Here is an 18474-nt window from a genome sequence, read left to right as displayed (position 1 = left end):
GCGTTCTTCTCCGACAGCGTCAGGCGTGACATGGCGAACTCCGAGGCGAGATGAACCCGACTCAGTCGCGAGCCGCACGCACACTGACAGAAAAGATCCCCGGCCGAAAAGCGGCCGGGGATCTATTCTCGATTCTTGGCAGAACTTACGGAACGTAGCGAACCGCGCCCTTGTCGGCGGACGTTGCCAGAGCGGCGTAGGCGCGCAGCGCTGTCGTCACGGTGCGCTGACGATCGACCGGCTGCCACGGGCGCTCCGAGGTCTCCATCTTGGCGCGTCGCTCGGCGAGGACGTCGTCGTCGACAAGGATCTCCAGCGTGCGAGAGGCGACGTCGATGCGAACCTGATCGCCGTTCTGGACGAGACCGATGATTCCGCCTGCGGCAGCCTCGGGGGAGATGTGACCGATGGACAGCCCGGAAGTTCCGCCCGAGAAACGACCGTCGGTGATCAGTGCGCATTCCTTACCGAGGCCCGCGCCCTTGAGGAAGGCGGTGGGGTGCAGCATTTCCTGCATGCCGGGTCCGCCCTTGGGGCCTTCGTAGCGCACGACGAGAACGTCGCCGGCCTTGATCTTCTTCTGCAGGATGACCGAGACGGCTTCTTCTTGGGATTCGACGACCAGCGCCGGGCCCTGGAAGGAGAACAGTTCCTCGTCGATGCCGGCCGTTTTGAGGATTGCGCCGTCGAGTGCGATGTTGCCGCGCAGGACAACCAAGCCGCCTTCGACGGTGTAGGCGTTCGCGACGTCGCGGATGCAGCCGCCGGCCGCATCGGTGTCGAGGGCAGACCAACGGTTGTCCGTGGAGAACGGTTCGATGGTGCGCACGCCGCCGGGAGCCGCGTGGAAGAGCTCGATTGCTTCGTCGGTTGCCTTGCCGGAGCGGATGTCCCAGTCGTCGAGCCACTGATCGAAGCTCTTGGTGTGCACGGTTGAGACGTCGGTTTCGAGGAGTCCGCCGCGGCGAAGCTCACCGAGCAGTGCGGGGATTCCGCCGGCGCGGTGGACGTCTTCCATGTGATAGTCCGAGTTGGGGGAGACCTTGGACAGGCACGGCACCTTGCGGCTGATCGCGTCGATGGTGTCGAGGTCGAAATCGACCTCGCCTTCCTGCGCCGCAGCCAGCGTGTGCAGGACTGTGTTGGTGGAACCGCCCATGGCGACGTCGAGAGCCATTGCGTTGCGGAACGCTGCCGGGGTCGCGATGTTGCGCGGCAAAACCGACTCGTCGCCGTCGCGGTAGTACTTGAGGGCAGCCTCGACCACTGTGGTGCCCGCACGAGAGAAGAGTGCATGACGCGCTTTGTGGGTTGCCAGAGTGGAGCCGTTGCCGGGCAATGCGAGACCGAGGGCTTCGGTCAGGCAGTTCATGGAGTTGGCGGTGAACATGCCGGAGCAGGACCCGCACGTCGGACACGCGCTGCGCTCGACCTCGTCGAGGCCTTCGTCGGACACGGCATCGTTGGCAGAGGCGGAGATCGCGGTGATGAGGTCGGTGGGGGCTTGGGCCACGCCGCCGACGACCACTGCCTTACCGGCCTCCATCGGACCGCCGGAGACGAAGACGGTCGGGATGTTCAGACGCATCGCGGCGTTGAGCATGCCGGGAGTGATCTTGTCGCAGTTGGAGATACACACCAGTGCGTCGGCCGTGTGGGCGTTTGCCATGTACTCGACCGAGTCGGCGATGATCTCGCGGCTCGGGAGCGAGTAGAGCATTCCGCCGTGGCCCATTGCGATGCCGTCGTCGACTGCGATGGTGTGGAACTCACGAGCGACGCCGCCGGCTGCACTGATGGCCTCGGCAACGATCTCGCCCACGTTCTTGAGATGCACGTGGCCGGGTACGAACTGGGTGTACGAGTTCGCTACGGCGACGATCGGCTTGCCGAAGTCGGAATCCGTCATTCCTGTGGCGCGCCACAGGGATCGGGCTCCGGCAGCATTACGTCCGATGGTGGTGGTGCGTGACCTCAACGGGGGCATGGGCGTGTTCCTTATGTGATCGTTGCTGGTCCACTCAAATAGAAGCGAGGGCCTTTCAACGCTACTCGCGTGCTATTGGCGCTTCTCTTCGGGCTGGACCGAACCGTTGTCGGTGTTGTCGGACTCGACCTCGGCTTCTGCTTCGGCTTCTGCCGCTGCGTCTTCCTCTTCGGCTTCCTTGGCCGCGAAGGCTTCTGCGGCCGATGCGTAGGGATCAGTGATGCGGCCGCCGCTGGCGATCGCGATCTCGGGAAGCCTGACGAAGCTGACCGCAGGCAAGGTCACCTCGGTTCCGTCGGTGAGTTCTGCGCGCGCCCAGCTGCGCTTCGGGAAGCGGAAACCCTTGACGTCGTCCCAGGCGAGGGTGCGCTTGGAGAACGTCGAGCGGACCTCGAGACCGTCAGGGCTGACGGTGGTGCGCAGTCGCGCGACGAGATAGACGGCGATGATCGGAAGGATCAGCAACCAGCTGAAGGCGACGGGCCACCCGAAGATCGGGAAGCTGACCGCGAACAGAAGGAACGCGCACGCCATGTAAGCGAGCTGCGAAATGCGGATGACGTGCCGAAGGGGTTTCGGCGTGTGGGATGATTGAGCCGGTGGCACGGGCTGCTGCGAAGTTGACACCTCTACATCTTCGCATTGCAGCCGATGTATCTCAGATTCTGGGACGGTCGACTCACCAAGTTTGCCGTTCGCGACTAGCGCCTCTACTGTCGAGTGCGTGAAACAGAATGAGTTGCTCGTAATCGGCCGGCGCGTCGTCGCCTGAGTCGATTTTTCAACTCACCAGATAACGACGCGCCACCCTCGCTCAGCAGATGCTGACGGGGGTTTTTTGTTGCCCGGAGCCAAATCAGAGGATTTCCCAGTGAGCGCACCAACAGCACGGCCTCAACCAACGCCGCGCAAGTCAGGGACACCGAGCCCGACAACCGCGGCTGCCGCAACCCAGACGGCCAACCGTCGCCAGCTCCCGCCTGAGCGGGTAACCGGCGCGCAGTCTGTGGTTCGAGCCCTCGAAGAGCTCGAGGTCGACACGGTATTCGGCATTCCCGGCGGTGCCGTGCTCCCGGTTTACGACCCACTCTTCGATTCGGTCAAGGTCCGCCACGTGCTCGTGCGCCACGAGCAGGGTGCAGGCCACGCTGCCACCGGTTACGCCCAGGCGACCGGCAAGGTCGGCGTGTGCATGGCTACCTCGGGTCCCGGTGCGACCAACCTGGTCACGCCGCTGGCCGACGCGCAGATGGACTCCGTTCCGATCGTCGCGATCACCGGACAGGTGGCGCGCTCGCTCATCGGTACCGACGGCTTCCAGGAAGCCGACATCTCAGGCATCACGATGCCGGTCACCAAGCACAACTTCCTGATCACCGACGCGATCGACATCCCGCGCATCATGGCCGAGGCGTTCTACCTCGCAGCCAGTGGTCGCCCCGGCGCCGTCCTGGTCGATATCCCGAAGGACATCCTGCAGTCGCAGACCACGTTCTCGTGGCCGCCTGAGATGCGTCTGCCGGGATACCGCCCGGTCACCAAGCCGCACGGCAAGCAGGTACGTGAAGCTGCACGTCTGATCGCCGACGCCAAGTCGCCGGTGCTGTACGTCGGTGGCGGCGTCATCAAGTCCGACTCCTCGCCGGAGCTGCTCGAATTGGCCGAGCTGACCGGAATCCCCGTCGTCACCACATTGATGGCCCGCGGCGCGTTCCCGGACAGCCACGACCTCAACTGCGGTATGCCCGGTATGCACGGCACCGTTGCCGCGGTCGCCGCTCTGCAGCGCAGCGATCTCCTGATCACCCTCGGCGCGCGTTTCGACGACCGCGTCACCGGTCAGCTGAATTCCTTTGCGCCCGATGCCAAGGTCATCCACGCTGACATCGATCCGGCCGAGATCGGCAAGAACCGATACGCGGACGTCCCGATCGTGGGCGACTGCAAAGAGGTCATCACCGAACTCATCGAGGCGATCCGTGCCGACATGGCCACGGGTACCACGTTCGACCTCACCGTGTGGTGGGCGTACCTGAACGACATCCGTCGTACCTACCCGCTGAGCTACGACCGCCCCACCGACGGTCAGCTGAGTCCGGAGTACGTCATCCAGACCGTCGGCAAGCTCGCCGGACCGGATGCCATCTACTGTGCCGGCGTCGGACAGCACCAGATGTGGGCCGCGCAGTTCGTCGGTTACGAGAAGCCCCGCACGTGGCTCAACTCGGGTGGACTCGGCACCATGGGCTACGCGGTTCCCGCGGCCATGGGCGCCAAGATGGGCATGCCCGACACCGAGGTGTGGGCGATCGACGGTGACGGCTGCTTCCAGATGACCAATCAGGAACTCGCAACCTGCGCACTCGAAGGTATTCCGATCAAGGTTGCCCTGATCAACAACGGCAACCTCGGCATGGTGCGTCAGTGGCAGACACTCTTCTACGAAGAGCGCTACTCCAACACCAACCTCGGAACGCACGGCGCCATCCGCATCCCGGACTTCGTCAAGCTCGCAGAAGCATTGGGCTGCCACGGAATTCGTGTCGAGCGCGAAGAAGATGTCGAAGCTGCGATCCGTGAGGCGCAGTCCATCAACGACAAGCCTGTCGTGATCGACTTCATCGTCACCGCCGACGCACAGGTGTGGCCGATGGTCGCTGCCGGAACGAGCAACGACGAAATCATGGCGGCCCGGGGCATCCGGCCGCTGTTCGACGACGACGAGGCAGTTGCCGAGCCCGCCGTCATCCACGAAGCCATGTCACGCGAGCAAGCCGGACCCGCCGCGGGCACAGGGGAGGATCAGAAGTGAGCACCAGTCACACCCTCAGTGTTCTCGTCGAGGACAAGCCAGGCGTGCTGGCTCGCGTCTCCGCACTTTTCTCCCGCCGCGGATTCAACATCGAATCCCTTGCGGTGGGCGGAACCGAGATCCCCGAGATCTCACGTATGACCATCGTCGTCACGGTCGACGAGTTCCCTCTCGAGCAGGTGACGAAGCAGCTCAACAAGCTGATCAACGTCATCAAGATCGTCGAGCAGGACGGTGAAGCATCCGTCGCTCGCGAGCTCGTGCTCATCAAGGTGCGCGCAGATGCAAGCGTGCGCACGCAGGTCATCGAAACGGTGAACCTGTTCCGCGCCAAGGTGATCGACGTCTCCCCGGAGTCCGTCACCATCGAGGCGACCGGTACTCGGTCCAAGCTGGATGCACTGCTGCGGATGCTTGATCCGTACGGTATCCGGGAGATCGTTCAGTCCGGGGTCGTGGCAGTCGGTCGAGGGCCGAAGTCGATCACGGCCACCCGCTAGTACTTTTAGACACGTAAAAATCCAAGGAGAGGTTGAGAACTGTGGCAGTCGAGATGTTCTACGACGACGATGCCGATCTGTCGATCATTCAGGGCCGCAAGGTTGCTGTGATCGGCTACGGAAGCCAGGGCCACGCCCATTCGTTGAGCCTGCGTGACTCGGGCGTCGATGTGCGCATCGGCCTCAAGGAAGGCTCCAAGTCCCGTGAAAAGGCTGAAGAGCAGGGGCTGACGGTCGGTACGCCGGCCGAGGTTTCCGAGTGGGCCGACGTCATCATGGTGCTCGCACCTGACACCGCTCAGGCGAGCATCTTCACCAACGACATCGAGCCGAACCTCAAGGACGGCGACGCGCTGTTCTTCGGTCACGGCCTGAACATTCACTTCGACCTGATCAAGGCTCCGGAGTTCGTCACCGTCGGTATGGTCGCTCCCAAGGGACCGGGCCACCTGGTGCGTCGTCAGTTCGTCGACGGCAAGGGCGTTCCCGCGCTCATCGCCATCGACCAGGATCCCAAGGGTGAAGGCCAGGCTCTCGCTCTGTCCTACGCCAAGGGCATCGGTGGAACGCGCGCAGGCGTCATCAAGACCACGTTCAAGGAAGAGACCGAGACGGACCTCTTCGGCGAGCAGGCCGTGCTGTGCGGCGGCACCGAGGAACTGGTCAAGACCGGTTTCGAGGTCATGGTCGAGGCCGGCTACGCACCCGAGATGGCGTACTTCGAGGTTCTGCACGAGCTCAAGCTCATCGTCGACCTCATGTACGAGGGTGGCATCGCCCGCATGAACTACTCGGTGTCCGACACCGCTGAGTTCGGTGGATACCTCTCCGGCCCGCGCGTCATCGACGCCGACACCAAGGAGCGCATGAAGGCGATCCTGGCCGACATCCAGTCCGGCGAGTTCACCCGTCGTCTGGTTGCCAACGTCGAGAACGGCAACACCGAGCTCGAGGGCCTGCGCAAGGCCAACGCCGAGCACCCCATCGAGGTCACCGGCAAGAAGCTGCGCGACCTGATGAGCTGGGTCGATCGTCCGATCACCGAAACCGCGTAATTCGCAGTTTCACGCTCCACGTCTCCACTGGCCTGATGTCGCGCCGGTTCAATTCCGTTGAACCAGCGCGGCATTGGGCCGGAGTCGTTTTCCGGGTCGGCTGAGTCCGGATTCATATTCCATCGAGAATTTGCCCGCGAAAGTGTCCACTATGTGGTATTGCCTACCGCGTTGTGGATTCGAAGTCAGCGCGCACTAAACTATCGGTGGTTAAACCACCTTCACACCCACCTAATCAGGGAGTTTGCACGTGAGCCAGCCTGGCCGTCCCGTTGTTCTGATCGCCGACAAGCTCGCGCCGTCCACAGTCGAGGCGCTCGGTGACGGTGTGGAGGTGCGTTGGGTCGACGGACCCGACCGCCCGGCGCTGCTCGCCGCGGTACCCGAGGCCGACGCGATTCTCGTTCGTTCCGCCACCACCGTCGACGCCGAGGTTCTGGCTGCCGGCACCAAGCTGAAGATCATCGGCCGCGCCGGTGTCGGCCTGGACAACGTCGAGATCCCCGCAGCCACCGAGCGCGGCGTGATGGTCGTCAACGCACCGACCTCCAACATTCACTCCGCTGCCGAGCACGCTGTCGCGCTCCTCATGTCGACCGCTCGCCAGATTCCCGCAGCAGACAAGACCCTGCGTGAGAACACCTGGAAGCGAAGCAAGTTCAACGGTGTCGAGATCCTCGGCAAGACCGTCGGTGTCGTCGGACTCGGCCGCATCGGCCAGCTCTTCGCGCAGCGTCTCGCTGCGTTCGAGACCACGATCATCGCGTACGACCCCTACCTGCCCGCAGCGCGCGCAGCGCAGCTCGGCATCGAACTGGTCACCATCGACGAGCTGGTCGAGCGCGCCGACTTCATCTCCGTGCACCTGCCCAAGACCAAGGAAACGGCCGGCCTGATCAACGCCGAGCGTCTCGCCAAGGCCAAGGACGGCGTCATCATCGTCAACGCCGCCCGCGGTGGTCTGATCGACGAAGATGCGCTCTACGACGCACTGGTCTCCGGCAAGGTTCGCGGCGCCGGTCTCGACGTGTTCAGCACCGAGCCGTGCACCGATTCCAAGCTCTTCGGTCTCGACAACGTCGTTGTCACCCCGCACCTCGGTGCATCGACGTCCGAGGCTCAGGACCGCGCAGGCATCGACGTCGCGAAGAGTGTTCTCCTCGCTCTGGCAGGCGAATTCGTTCCCGAGGCCGTCAACGTCTCCGGTGGCCCCGTCGGCGAAGAAGTTGCTCCGTGGCTCGAGCTCGTCCGCAAGCTCGGTCTCCTCGCTGCGACGCTGTCGCCCGAGGCAGTTCAGACCGTGCAGGTTGTCGCCACCGGCGAACTGTCGGCCGAAACCGTCGACATCCTCGGCCTGGCTGCACTGCGCGGCGTGTTCTCCGCCAGCAGCGACGAGGCTGTCACGTTCGTCAACGCTCCGGCACTTGCCGAGCAGCGCGGCGTGACCGTGTCGGTCGAGAAGCACTCCGAGGCTCTTGCACACCGCAGCGCGGTCGAGGTTCGTGCGGTTGCCGCCGACGGCACGGTCACGTCGGTCACGGGCGCACTCACCGGCCTCCAGCAGGTCGAGAAGATCGTCAACATCAACGGACGCAGCTTCGACCTGCGCGCCGAGGGACACAACATCGTCGTTCACTACAGCGATCGTCCGGGCGTTCTCGGTGTGCTCGGAACGGTTCTCGGTAACGCGGGCGTCGATATTCTCGCCGCAGCGTTGAGCCAGGACGCCGAAGGCGAAGGCGCAACGGTCATCCTGCGTGTCGACCGCGTCGTCGGTGACACCGAGGTCGAGGCAATCGTCTCGCAGCTCGACGCTCGCGTCGCCCAGGTCGACCTTTCCTGATTTGTTTTTGCTGTGCGCCTTTATTAACCGCCCGCGGTTAATAAAGGCGCACAGTTCTACTGAGATGAGGACTCCATGAAGCTTGCGGTCATTCCGGGTGACGGAATCGGCGTCGAGGTCACAGCCGAAGCGCTCAAGGTGCTCGGCAAGTTGGTTCCGGATCTGGAAACCACCGAATACGATCTCGGTGCCCGTCGCTACAACGCCACCGGCGAGTTGCTTCCGGCCGACGAGCTGGACCAGATTCGTCAGCACGACGCAATCCTGTTGGGCGCCATCGGGGATCCGCGGATCGTCGCACCCGGCATCCTCGAGCGTGGACTGCTGCTGAACATGCGTTTCCAGCTCGATCATCACGTGAATCTTCGCCCCGCACAGCTGTATCCGGGTGCTTTGTCGCCGTTGGCGGCTCAGCCGGAGATCGATTTCGTCGTGGTTCGTGAAGGAACCGAGGGTCCGTACACCGGAAACGGTGGAGCGATCCGCGTCGGTACCGATCACGAGATCGCGACCGAGGTGTCGATCAACACCTGGTTCGGTGCCGAGCGCGTGGTGCGTTACGCATTTGCCTTGGCGCAGACCCGGTCCAAGCACCTCACCTTGATTCACAAGACCAACGTGCTCTCCAATGCGGGCGCAATCTGGACGCGTGCAATCGAGACCGTCGGCGCCGAGTTCCCGGACGTCGAAACTGCGTATTGCCACATCGACGCGGCCACGATCTACATGGTCACCGACCCCTCGCGCTTCGACGTGATCGTCACGGACAACCTCTTCGGTGACATCATCACCGACCTCGCCGGCGCGGTGACCGGTGGAATCGGTTTGGCCGCAAGCGGAAACATCGACGCGTCGGGTACCAACCCGTCGATGTTCGAGCCGGTGCACGGTAGTGCTCCCGATATCGCAGGCAAGGGGATCGCCGACCCCACTGCCGCGATCCTGTCCGCTGCACTGCTCCTTCGTCACCTCGGTCGCGAAGACGACGCCGCTCGGGTCGAGGCAGTAGTTGCCGCGGACCTGGCAACGCGAGGCGAAGGCCCCATCTCCACCACGGAGATCGGTGACCGGATCACCGCAGCACTGTAGGGATTCTTCCAACGAGACTGACGCGCGTAAGCCTTTCGGCTTGCGCGCGTCAGGCGTATCCGGCACCCGGATAGACTTGCGTTCATGCGTCTTGGTCGAATTGCCAGTCCCGATGGTGTTGCGTTCGTCAGTATCGAAGGTGAAGAGGATGCCCTCGTCGCCAAGGAGATCGCGGAGCACCCGTTCGGGAATCCCACATTTACCGGCCGAAGTTGGCCACTCGCCGATGTTCGCCTTCTCGCCCCGATTCTGGCGAGCAAGGTGATCTGCATCGGTAAGAACTACGCCGACCACATTGCCGAGATGGGCGGCGAAGCTCCCGCGGATCCCGTGATCTTCCTCAAGCCCAATACGTCCATCGTCGGTCCGGGTGCCCCGATCGTCTTGCCTCCCACCTCCAACGAGGTGCACTTCGAGGGTGAACTCGCGATAGTCATCGGTCAGCCGTGCAAGGACGTTCCCGCGGCGAAGGCGTTGAGCGTGGTCCTCGGCTACACGATCGCCAACGACGTGTCGGCGCGAGATCATCAGCGTCACGACGGGCAGTGGACGCGTGCGAAGGGGCACGACACCTTCTGCCCACTCGGACCCTGGATCGAAACCAGCCTGGACGCGTCCGACGTGGACATCAAGACCGAGGTGAACGGTCAGGTCAAGCAGGACAGCAGCACGGCTTTCCTCCTCCACGACATTCCGAAGATCATCGAGTGGATTTCGGCGGTGATGACCCTCCTGCCCGGCGACGTCATCCTCACCGGTACACCCGCCGGAGTCGGCCCGATCGTCGACGGCGATTCCGTGTCGGTCACGGTCTCGGGGATCGGCACGCTCACGAACCCGGTGACTGCCAAGAGTTGATCTGACCCGATTCGTTCAGTCACACGAAGACGGAGGCCCCATCCTTACCGGATGGGGCCTCCGTCGTGCTGTGAGCTCCCGAGTTGTCCATCGAGAAAAGTTGCAAGATGGTAACTAAGGGTTGGAGGGTGGACTGGATTGCCGCTCGACTCCAGTCGATCGCACTCCGGGACTGACCTGCAGGTTTCATGAGTCAAGCAAAGCTTCGTGAGCTCTCCCCTGGCATTATGGCCGAAATTTCCGGATTGGAGGCCTTCGCCGCATGGGTTTGCTGCCGCAACCGATATCAGACCAAATTCCCTGAAATGTAACGCTGAGCAGTAGGGTGGGCGATAACTGGATAGAAGCCGATGGGGCAATCGAGTGGATTGCGCAGAAACGTGGTGACAGATGACGACTTTCGCGGAAGCCTCCCGGACGGCGGCTGGGGACGCGCGGAACGGGCAGCGGCCGGTGTGGCGAGACAAGAAGCGCTACCTGTGGCCGTTGGGTTTGCTGGTGCCGCTCAGTCCCTTTGCTGCTTGGTTCCTGGTCGACAAATTCAGCCTGGGGCTCTTCTGGGCTATCGGGGCGTGGCTGATCGTCATCGTCATTCCTCTGATCGATCTCCTGGCCGGCGAGGACGGGAACAGTCCGCCGGACGAAGCGATTCCACATCTGCAGGAGGATCGTTTCTACCGCTGGTGCACATACTTGTTCCTGCCCCTTCAATACGTCGGTCTCGTGTTCGTCGCGTGGTGCTGGGTGAATGCGCCGATGGCTGCGGGGGAGAAGTTCGCTCTCGCGATGACTGCCGGCGTTGTTGCCGGGGTGGGAATCAATGCGGCACATGAACTAGGGCACAAGAGTGAGAAGCTCGAGAAGTGGCTCGCGAAAGTAGCGCTGGCGCAGTCCTTCTACGGCCATTTCTACGTCGAACACAACCATGGTCATCACGTCCGCGTCGCGACGCCGGAGGATCCGGCCAGTTCGCGTTACAAGGAGAACTTCTGGTTCTTCCTGCCACGCAGTGTCATCGGCGGTCTGCGGTCGGGATGGCGGATCGAAAGCGCTCGACTGAAGCGTCAAGGCAGACGGACCTGCAGTTGGCGAAACAACATCCTGAACGCCTGGGCGATGAGCGTTGTTCTGTTCGGCAGCCTGATCGCGGTGTTCGGGTGGGAAATCGCACCGTGGCTGGCCGTTCAGGCGATTGCGGGATTCACGTTCCTCGAGACCGCCAACTATCTCGAGCATTACGGATTGCTTCGCGCAAAGAGGCCTGACGGCTCGTATGTCCGCTGCTCACCAGAGGACAGCTGGAACAGTGACCACGTGGTCAGCAACCTGTTTCTCTATCAGCTTCAACGCCACAGCGACCATCACGCGAATCCGCGTCTGCGGTACCAGAGCCTGCGCAGTGCGGCCGAAGCGCCGCAACTTCCTGCGGGTTACGCGGTCATGATCGTGTGCGCGTGGGTGCCACCGCTGTGGCGAAAGGTCATGGACAAGCGACTACTCGCCTACTACGACGGTGACATGACGAGAATCAACGTCCTGCCGGGTAGGTGATCGGGGGGATGGAGGAAGGGCTACCGGACTAACCTGTAGTACGACCATCCACCATCGCCGAGCCAAGTGAGCCATGACCAACAGCGAAGTACGCGTCCGTTTCTGCCCGTCACCCACCGGAACCCCGCACGTAGGTTTGGTGCGCACAGCCTTGTTCAACTGGGCATTCGCACGTCACCACGGCGGCACGTTCGTGTTCCGTATCGAAGACACCGATGCGCAGCGCGACAGTGAAGAGTCCTACCAGGCCATCCTCGACGCCCTCCGCTGGTTGGGGCTCAACTGGGACGAGGGCCCGGAGGTCGGCGGGCCGCACGCGCCGTATCGCCAGTCCGAGCGTCGTGACCTGCATCTCGACGTCGTAGCCAAGCTGCTTGCCGCGGGGGAGGCCTACGAGTCGTACTCGACCAACGAAGAAGTGGAAGCGCGGCACAAGGCTGCCGGCCGCGATCCGAAGCTCGGATACGACAATTTCGATCGCGACCTCAGCGAAGAGCAGCGCGCCGCCTACATTGCCGAGGGTCGCAAGCCCGTCGTCCGACTCCGGATGCCCGATCACGACCTGACGTGGAACGACCTGGTTCGCGGCGAGACCACGTTCAAAGCAGGCACCGTCCCGGACTTCGCATTGACTCGCGGCAACGGTATTCCGCTGTACACGCTGGTCAACCCGGTCGACGACGCGTTGATGAAGATCACCCACGTATTGCGCGGCGAGGACCTGCTGTCCTCGACTCCGCGTCAGCTCGCGTTGTACGAGGCAATGATCCGCATCGGTGTTGCCGATTTCACACCGTCGTTCGGGCACCTGCCTTTCGTGATGGGTCAGGGCAACAAGAAGCTTTCCAAGCGCGATCCCGAGTCCAACCTCTTCATTCACCGTGATCGGGGCTTCATCCCCGAGGGACTGCTGAATTATCTGGCTCTGCTCGGGTGGAGCATCGCCGACGATCACGACGTCTTCTCGCTCGACGAGATGGTGGCGGCCTTCGACGTCTCCAAGGTCAACTCCAACCCCGCGCGCTTCGACCAGAAGAAGGCCGACGCGATCAACGCCGAGCACATTCGCTTGCTCGAGCCGGCCGACTTCGCGGCCCGACTGAAGTCGTTCCTGGTGGAGCACGGCCACATCAGTGCCGACGTCGACGAAGCGACGTTCACTGTTGCTGCGGACCTCGTGCAGACGCGCATCGTCGTTCTGTCCGACGCGTGGGATCTGCTGAAGTTCCTGTTCGTCGACGAGGCGTCGTTTGCCCTCGATCCGGCTGCAGCGGCCAAGAACCTGAAGGAAGATGCGGGGCCGGTTCTGGACGCATCGCTTGCTGCGCTCGACGGTGTCTCCGAGTGGACGGCGGCAAGCATCGAGGAAGCTCTCAAGAAAGCCCTCATCGAGGATCTGGAGCTCAAGCCGCGTAAGGCCTTCGCCCCGGTGCGAGTGGCGATCACGGGCTCTCACATCAGCCCTCCGCTCTACGAGTCGATGGAATTGCTCGGTCGCGACGTCTCTCTCGCGCGGTTGCGTGCAGGTAGGGCAGCCGTAACGGCCTAGATCGGGCGGTCTTCCGGCCGAAAATGAAGCAAAAACCTCCCGTGACCATACGATTTGGTATTTGGGGCAGGGGTACTGGTAATCTTCTTTTCGGCCGGAGACGAGCCGCCGAGCACAACAGCGAAGCGGATCGGGCAAGGCTGGTGAGCAAGACCTTGGGGTATGGTGTAATTGGCAACACAGCGGTTTCTGGTACCGCCATTCTAGGTTCGAGTCCTGGTACCCCAGCGGAAATCCGGTCGATTTTGTGGCCGGACTCAGACAAGCTAAGCTTGCTGAGCATCCAAGAGCAAGACTGAAATACCACGTTTAAAAGCGTGTCCTGGCCCCGTCGTCTAGCGGCCTAGGACGCCGCCCTCTCAAGGCGGTAGCGCGGGTTCGAATCCCGTCGGGGCTACAAAGGAAAGACCCTCCGATCATTGATCGGAGGGTCTTTTCGTATGTCCGGGAAACCTTCATCGGGTCGCGAAAAGCAATCACCCCCAATCGAATTCGACTGGGGGTGATCGTTATCTCACTCTGTTGTCCGGACTATCCGCTCTTACGACGGAACTCTCGCTTGTGATCGGCTGGGCCGTGCGTGTTGTGGACCTTGGACTGTCCGTCGCGATGGTCGGTCGATTTGGCGTTCTGATGATTCTTCCGTTCGAGGGCCTCACGGAACTTTCGTTTGGTCTCCTCCGATTGGGATTCGGGTTCGGGCGGGGTGTTGCTGTCGAGATCGCTCATATGCTCACTCCTTGTTGTTGGGCCTGTTGGTGAAACTACGCCGGCCCGAATTCGAATGCTCGTGATTTATCGGCTCACGAATCTCGGGGCTGCGGCGGCGGTGCGGTAGAGCCGGAAAGAGGCATCGCAGGCATCCCGAGCTTGCCGTGGTCCCACGAACGAGTGCGATCGGGAACGAACCGTACCGCGACGCGTTTGTGGAGCATCGCGTCGACGGCGGGGCGGAGATCGTCGGTGTACGGGCCGGTGTATCGCTCCCAGACGCTGATTCCCACGGCGAAGAGGGCTTCCGGATCCTCGACGATCACTCCGGTGCCTTCCATCGAGACCCCTCGGAGCGTGTCGTACGTCAGGCCGTCTTCGATCAGCACGGACATACGGGCGTCCCGGCGAAGATTGACGGCCTTCTGCGACTTGGCTTTGGTCTCGAACCAGATTTCGCCGTCGACTATCGCGAACCACATCGCGATCAGGTGAGGCATTCCGTCAGCGCTCAACGTCGCCATCGTTGCCGTGCGGCTCTTTTCGACGAAGCTCGAAATTTCGGCCTCGGTCATCGTGATCTGACTACGCTGCTTTCCTGCCATGGTCGCGTCGTACTCCTGCGTGCTCGAGGATCTGAAGACCTTACTGTGTCACGAATTACAGACGCTTGTGGAGCGCTTCGGCAGCTGCGAGAAGGTCGGCCGCCCAGCGCGCTCCCGGTCGCCGACCCATCCGGTCGATGGGGCCGGAGACCGAAATCGCGGCAATGACAGCACCTGCGGAGTCGCGGACCGGAGCCGCGACGCTGGCGACACCCGGCTCACGTTCGGCAGCACTCTGCGCCCAGCCGCGCCGACGCACCTCGAGGAGCACTCGTTCGCCGAACGACGCATCGGCGAGAACGGTCCGTTGGGTTTGTGGATCTGCCCATGCGAGAAGGACCTTGGCGCCGGATCCGGCATTCATCGGCAGCCGAGCCCCGACGAGAACCGTGTCGCGCAAACCTGTCGGCGGCTCCATCGATGCGACGCAGATGCGTTGTGTGCCTTCCCGGCGGTACAGCTGGACGCTTTCGCCGGTGATTTCGCGAAGGCGGGGGAGGATGAGTCCGGCCGCCGCAATGAGTGGATCATTAGCGGTGGCAGCGAGTTCGGCGAGTCCGGGCCCTGGGCACCACTGACCGTCCGAGTCGCGGGTGAGGAGTCGATGGACTTCGAGGCCGACGGCGAGCCTATGGGCGGTTGCGCGCGGCAAACCGGTTCGTGCACAGAGTTCGGTGAGGCTGCATGGTTCCTCAGCTACTGCATGAAGCACGCCCATTGCTTTGTCCAGGACGCCGATGCCGCTATGCTGTCTCATAGGTCGATACCAGTTTCTCGCATAGTGGGATGATAGCGCATTTCCTGGTGAGCTAGCGCATTTCTTGAAGGGCTAGTGCAGTTCTTGAAGGGCTAGTGCAGTTCCCAGGGGCAGCCTGCATCTCCTGTAGAAGCTGGGGACCTACTTCACGCGCGGCGGGCCAGCCCGTAGTCCGCCGACGCGAGGCTACGTACAGAGGTGGAAGACATGGCACAGAAAGCACGCACTCTCGCCGAGAAGGTGTGGGACGACCACGTTGTCGTGAAAGGGGAGGGGCAGGATCCCGACCTCATCTACATCGATCTCCACCTCGTTCACGAAGTGACGAGCCCGCAGGCATTCGACGGACTTCGCTTGGCTGGACGCCCGTTGCGCCGTCCTGACCTGACGATCGCCACCGAGGATCACAACGTCCCGACGATCGACATCGACAAGCCGATTGCCGATCCCGTGTCCAAGACTCAGGTCGACACCTTGCGCCGAAATTGTGAGGAGTTCGGAGTTCGCTTGCACCGCATGGGCGATCTCGATCAGGGCATCGTGCATGTGGTCGGACCGCAGCTGGGCCTGACTCAGCCCGGAACCACCGTGGTTTGCGGCGACAGTCATACGTCGACGCACGGCGCATTCGGTGCGCTCGCAATGGGAATCGGCACCAGCGAGGTCGAGCACGTGATGGCGACGCAGACATTGTCGTTGCGCCCCTTCAAGACCATGGCGATCACGGTCGACGGCGAGTTGCCTCCCGGTGTCACGAGCAAGGACTTGATCCTCGCCGTCATCGCCAAGATCGGCACCGGCGGCGGCCAGGGCTACGTACTGGAGTACCGCGGCGAGGCCATTCGCAAACTGTCGATGGAAGCTCGTATGACCATTTGCAACATGTCGATCGAAGCCGGAGCGCGCGCCGGCATGATCGCACCGGACGAGACCACTTACGAGTTCATCAAGGGTCGTCCGCACGCACCGTCCGGCGCAGAGTGGGACGAAGCGGTCGCCGCGTGGGAGCTGCTCAAGACCGACGAGGGCGCGGAATTCGACAACGAGGTCCACATCGACGCAAGCGCATTGACGCCTTTCGTCACCTGGGGAACCAATCCGGGACAGGGTGCGCCACTCGGTGACCGTGTGCCCGATCCAGAGCTGATCGTCGACGAGAGCGAGCGTCAGGCAGCTGAGAAGGCGCTCACCTACATGGGTCTCGACGCCGGGATGCCGCTTCGGGATGTTGCTGTCGACACCGTGTTCGTCGGTTCGTGCACCAACGGACGGATCGAAGATCTGCGCGCGGTGGCCGAGGTGCTCGAAGGTCGCCATGTGGCAGAGGGTGTTCGGATGCTCATCGTTCCCGGCTCGATGCGGGTGCGTGCTCAAGCCGAAAGTGAAGGTCTCGGTGAAATCTTCACAGCGGCAGGGGCGGAATGGCGCCAGGCCGGTTGTTCGATGTGCTTGGGAATGAACCCTGACCAGCTTGCTCCCGGCGAGCGCTCGGCATCGACGTCCAACCGGAATTTCGAAGGCCGACAGGGTAAAGGCGGTCGGACCCATCTGGTTTCCCCGCTCGTCGCGGCGGCCACGGCGGTCCGCGGAACGCTCTCGGCACCGGCCGATCTGGTCTGACTCACTTACCTTCTCGAGGAGAAATTCGATGGAATCCTTTACCACGCACAAGGGTATCGGCGTCCCGCTGCGACGCTCGAATGTCGATACCGATCAGATCATCCCTGCCGTGTACCTGAAACGGGTGACGCGCACGGGATTCGAGGACGGGCTGTTTGCAGGCTGGCGTGCCGACCCCAACTTCATTCTCAATCTGGCTCCGTACGACAAGGGAAGCGTTCTCGTTGCCGGTCCCGATTTCGGCACAGGCTCTTCGCGTGAGCATGCCGTGTGGGCTCTCTCCGACTTCGGATTTCGGGTTGTGATCGCTTCGCGGTTCGCCGACATCTTCCGTGGGAACGCCGGAAAAGCCGGTCTCGTAGCGGCACAGGTCGAGCAGGGCGACGTCGAATTGCTGTGGAAGTTGCTCGAAGAGCAGCCCGGACTCGAATTGACAGTAGATCTCGAGAATCGGACTGTGAGTGCCGGAACTACGGTGGTGCCGTTCAATATTGACGACTACACACGGTGGCGTCTGCTGGAGGGTCTGGACGACATCGGACTGACATTGCGGCAGGTAGAAGCGATTTCCGAGTTCGAAAAGTCAAGGCCTTCATGGAAACCGACTACCCTTCCGGCTCGAATTTCGCAGGGCTGAACCGAAATCCGCAACTCCGCGCGGGAAGAGAAATAGGTCACCATTTCGCAGTCACGTTGAATGAGAATTGGCGTGGCACATAGACTCTTGCCGTTATCAGGTTTACCGTGGTTCTCAGTCGGTCCGACGGTGGACCACAATTAGCGGAGGAATTTCAATGAACAAGGCAGAGCTCATCGATGTTCTGACTGAAAAGCTGGGTTCGGACAGGCGCACAGCGACCGACGCAGTGGAGCACGTCGTGGACACCATCGTCCGCGCCGTCCACCGTGGCGAGAGCGTGACCATCACCGGCTTCGGAGTCTTCGAGCAGCGTCGTCGTGCAGCACGTGTTGCACGCAACCCGCGTACGGGCGAGACCGTCAAGGTCAAGCCGACGTCGGTTCCGGCTTTCCGTCCGGGTGCGCAGTTCAAGGCTGTTATCGCTGGTGGACAGAAGCTTCCGGCCACCGGCCCGGCAGTCAAGCGTGGCGTAGCAGCACCGGCCACCAAGGCTGCAGCCAAGAAGGCTGCTGCCAAGAAGACCGCAGCCAAGAAGGCTCCGGCAAAGAAGGCTCCGGTCAAGACCGCAGCCAAGAAGACGGTTGCCGCCAAGGCTCCCGCCAAGAAGGCTCCGGCCAAGACCGCAGCCAAGAAGACGGTTGCCGCCAAGGCTCCCGCCAAGAAGGCTCCGGCCAAGACCGCAGCCAAGAAGACGGTTGCCACCAAGGCTCCCGCCAAGAAGGCTCCGGCCAAGACCGCAGCCAAGAAGACGGTTGCCGCCAAGGCTCCCGCCAAGAAGGCTCCGGCCAAGACCGCAGCCAAGAAGGCGCTCCGGCCAAGAAGGCTCCGGCCAAGACCGCAGCCAAGAAGACGGTTGCCGCCAAGGCTCCCGCCAAGAAGGCTCCGGCCAAGACCGCA

The 18474-nt window shown here is 62.6% G+C and carries 16 protein-coding genes and 2 tRNA genes; 13 read left to right on the top strand and 5 right to left on the bottom strand.

The window, feature by feature from the left end; all coding sequences use genetic code 11:
- Positions 1 to 145 precede the first annotated feature (145 nt).
- Both ilvD and ACFQ6Y_RS18710 read right to left on the bottom strand, forming a co-directional pair.
- Positions 146 to 1987, bottom strand: coding sequence for a dihydroxy-acid dehydratase (ilvD, locus tag ACFQ6Y_RS18715; RefSeq protein ID WP_378533848.1), 1842 nt, complete (start codon positions 1985 to 1987; stop codon positions 146 to 148).
- 72 nt (positions 1988 to 2059) lie between these two features.
- The gene (locus tag ACFQ6Y_RS18710) at positions 2060 to 2593 is read right to left on the bottom strand and encodes a PH domain-containing protein (RefSeq protein ID WP_378534547.1); all 534 of its coding nucleotides are present in this window, start codon (positions 2591 to 2593) and stop codon (positions 2060 to 2062) included.
- A 265-nt stretch (positions 2594 to 2858) separates the two neighbouring features.
- Here ACFQ6Y_RS18710 and ACFQ6Y_RS18705 point away from each other — a divergent pair, with 265 nt between their 5' ends.
- From ACFQ6Y_RS18705 to ACFQ6Y_RS18660, 10 genes are all read left to right on the top strand, one after another.
- Positions 2859 to 4799, top strand: a complete 1941-nt coding sequence (locus ACFQ6Y_RS18705) for an acetolactate synthase large subunit (protein ID WP_378450048.1) — start codon at positions 2859 to 2861, stop codon at positions 4797 to 4799.
- Positions 4796 to 5299, top strand: coding sequence for an acetolactate synthase small subunit (gene ilvN / locus ACFQ6Y_RS18700; protein ID WP_003944718.1), 504 nt, complete (start codon positions 4796 to 4798; stop codon positions 5297 to 5299). Before ACFQ6Y_RS18705 ends, ilvN begins: the two co-directional genes overlap by 4 nt.
- A gap of 53 nt (positions 5300 to 5352) precedes the next feature.
- A complete protein-coding gene (ilvC, locus tag ACFQ6Y_RS18695) occupies positions 5353 to 6354 on the top strand; it encodes a ketol-acid reductoisomerase (protein WP_030535412.1) in 1002 nt (333 codons plus the stop codon).
- A gap of 250 nt (positions 6355 to 6604) precedes the next feature.
- Positions 6605 to 8197: a phosphoglycerate dehydrogenase gene (serA, locus tag ACFQ6Y_RS18690; protein ID WP_378450047.1), complete on the top strand. Its 1593-nt coding sequence runs from the start codon at positions 6605 to 6607 to the stop codon at positions 8195 to 8197.
- A 75-nt stretch (positions 8198 to 8272) separates the two neighbouring features.
- Positions 8273 to 9286, top strand: coding sequence for a 3-isopropylmalate dehydrogenase (locus ACFQ6Y_RS18685; protein ID WP_003944691.1), 1014 nt, complete (start codon positions 8273 to 8275; stop codon positions 9284 to 9286).
- Between the two features lie 84 nt (positions 9287 to 9370).
- Positions 9371 to 10144: a fumarylacetoacetate hydrolase family protein gene (locus ACFQ6Y_RS18680; protein ID WP_230812824.1), complete on the top strand. Its 774-nt coding sequence runs from the start codon at positions 9371 to 9373 to the stop codon at positions 10142 to 10144.
- A gap of 390 nt (positions 10145 to 10534) precedes the next feature.
- Complete coding sequence (locus ACFQ6Y_RS18675; protein ID WP_378635754.1) at positions 10535 to 11695, top strand: alkane 1-monooxygenase; 1161 nt, start codon at positions 10535 to 10537, stop codon at positions 11693 to 11695.
- 73 nt (positions 11696 to 11768) lie between these two features.
- On the top strand, positions 11769 to 13244 hold the full coding sequence (gene gltX / locus ACFQ6Y_RS18670) for a glutamate--tRNA ligase (protein WP_378635751.1): 1476 nt from the start codon (positions 11769 to 11771) through the stop codon (positions 13242 to 13244).
- Between the two features lie 156 nt (positions 13245 to 13400).
- A tRNA-Gln gene (locus ACFQ6Y_RS18665) sits at positions 13401 to 13472 on the top strand.
- 96 nt (positions 13473 to 13568) lie between these two features.
- Positions 13569 to 13641, top strand: a tRNA-Glu gene (locus tag ACFQ6Y_RS18660).
- A 134-nt stretch (positions 13642 to 13775) separates the two neighbouring features.
- Here the strand turns inward: ACFQ6Y_RS18660 and ACFQ6Y_RS18655 are convergent.
- From ACFQ6Y_RS18655 to ACFQ6Y_RS18645, 3 genes are all read right to left on the bottom strand, one after another.
- Positions 13776 to 13973 carry a DUF5302 domain-containing protein gene (locus ACFQ6Y_RS18655; protein WP_378635747.1) on the bottom strand — a complete coding sequence of 66 codons (198 nt, stop codon included), beginning with the start codon at positions 13971 to 13973 and terminating at the stop codon, positions 13776 to 13778.
- A gap of 74 nt (positions 13974 to 14047) precedes the next feature.
- The gene (locus ACFQ6Y_RS18650; protein ID WP_378635742.1) at positions 14048 to 14560 is read right to left on the bottom strand and encodes a pyridoxamine 5'-phosphate oxidase family protein; all 513 of its coding nucleotides are present in this window, start codon (positions 14558 to 14560) and stop codon (positions 14048 to 14050) included.
- Between the two features lie 55 nt (positions 14561 to 14615).
- Positions 14616 to 15317: an IclR family transcriptional regulator gene (locus ACFQ6Y_RS18645; RefSeq protein WP_007729342.1), complete on the bottom strand. Its 702-nt coding sequence runs from the start codon at positions 15315 to 15317 to the stop codon at positions 14616 to 14618.
- Between the two features lie 198 nt (positions 15318 to 15515).
- Between ACFQ6Y_RS18645 and leuC the strand changes: the two genes are divergently transcribed.
- The 3 genes from leuC to ACFQ6Y_RS18630 form a co-directional block, all read left to right on the top strand.
- Positions 15516 to 16937, top strand: coding sequence for a 3-isopropylmalate dehydratase large subunit (gene leuC, locus ACFQ6Y_RS18640; protein WP_317555338.1), 1422 nt, complete (start codon positions 15516 to 15518; stop codon positions 16935 to 16937).
- A gap of 28 nt (positions 16938 to 16965) precedes the next feature.
- Positions 16966 to 17574: a 3-isopropylmalate dehydratase small subunit gene (gene leuD, locus ACFQ6Y_RS18635; protein WP_378533839.1), complete on the top strand. Its 609-nt coding sequence runs from the start codon at positions 16966 to 16968 to the stop codon at positions 17572 to 17574.
- Between the two features lie 157 nt (positions 17575 to 17731).
- On the top strand, positions 17732 to 18474 hold a 743-nt coding region (locus ACFQ6Y_RS18630), incomplete at its 3' end, for an HU family DNA-binding protein (RefSeq protein WP_378635739.1).

This window comes from Rhodococcus sp. NPDC056516, from assembly GCF_042794655.1.
Lineage (GTDB): Bacteria > Actinomycetota > Actinomycetes > Mycobacteriales > Mycobacteriaceae > Rhodococcus_F.
Note: the sequence above shows the minus strand (reverse complement) of the source record. Positions and strands in the feature narration are given on the sequence as shown.

Bases quoted from the DNA above. Each gene is read 5' to 3' on its own strand.
- ilvD (WP_378533848.1), bottom strand. From the start codon at position 1,987: ATGCCCCCGTTGAGGTCACGCACCACCACCATCGGACGTAATGCTGCC.
- ilvC (WP_030535412.1), top strand. From the start codon at position 5,353: ATGTTCTACGACGACGATGCCGATCTGTCGATCATTCAGGGCCGCAAG.
- ACFQ6Y_RS18685 (WP_003944691.1), top strand. From the start codon at position 8,273: ATGAAGCTTGCGGTCATTCCGGGTGACGGAATCGGCGTCGAGGTCACA.
- ACFQ6Y_RS18680 (WP_230812824.1), top strand. From the start codon at position 9,371: ATGCGTCTTGGTCGAATTGCCAGTCCCGATGGTGTTGCGTTCGTCAGT.
- ACFQ6Y_RS18675 (WP_378635754.1), top strand. From the start codon at position 10,535: ATGACGACTTTCGCGGAAGCCTCCCGGACGGCGGCTGGGGACGCGCGG.
- gltX (WP_378635751.1), top strand. From the start codon at position 11,769: ATGACCAACAGCGAAGTACGCGTCCGTTTCTGCCCGTCACCCACCGGA.
- ACFQ6Y_RS18655 (WP_378635747.1), bottom strand. From the start codon at position 13,973: ATGAGCGATCTCGACAGCAACACCCCGCCCGAACCCGAATCCCAATCG.
- ACFQ6Y_RS18650 (WP_378635742.1), bottom strand. From the start codon at position 14,560: ATGGCAGGAAAGCAGCGTAGTCAGATCACGATGACCGAGGCCGAAATT.
- ACFQ6Y_RS18645 (WP_007729342.1), bottom strand. From the start codon at position 15,317: ATGAGACAGCATAGCGGCATCGGCGTCCTGGACAAAGCAATGGGCGTG.
- leuD (WP_378533839.1), top strand. From the start codon at position 16,966: ATGGAATCCTTTACCACGCACAAGGGTATCGGCGTCCCGCTGCGACGC.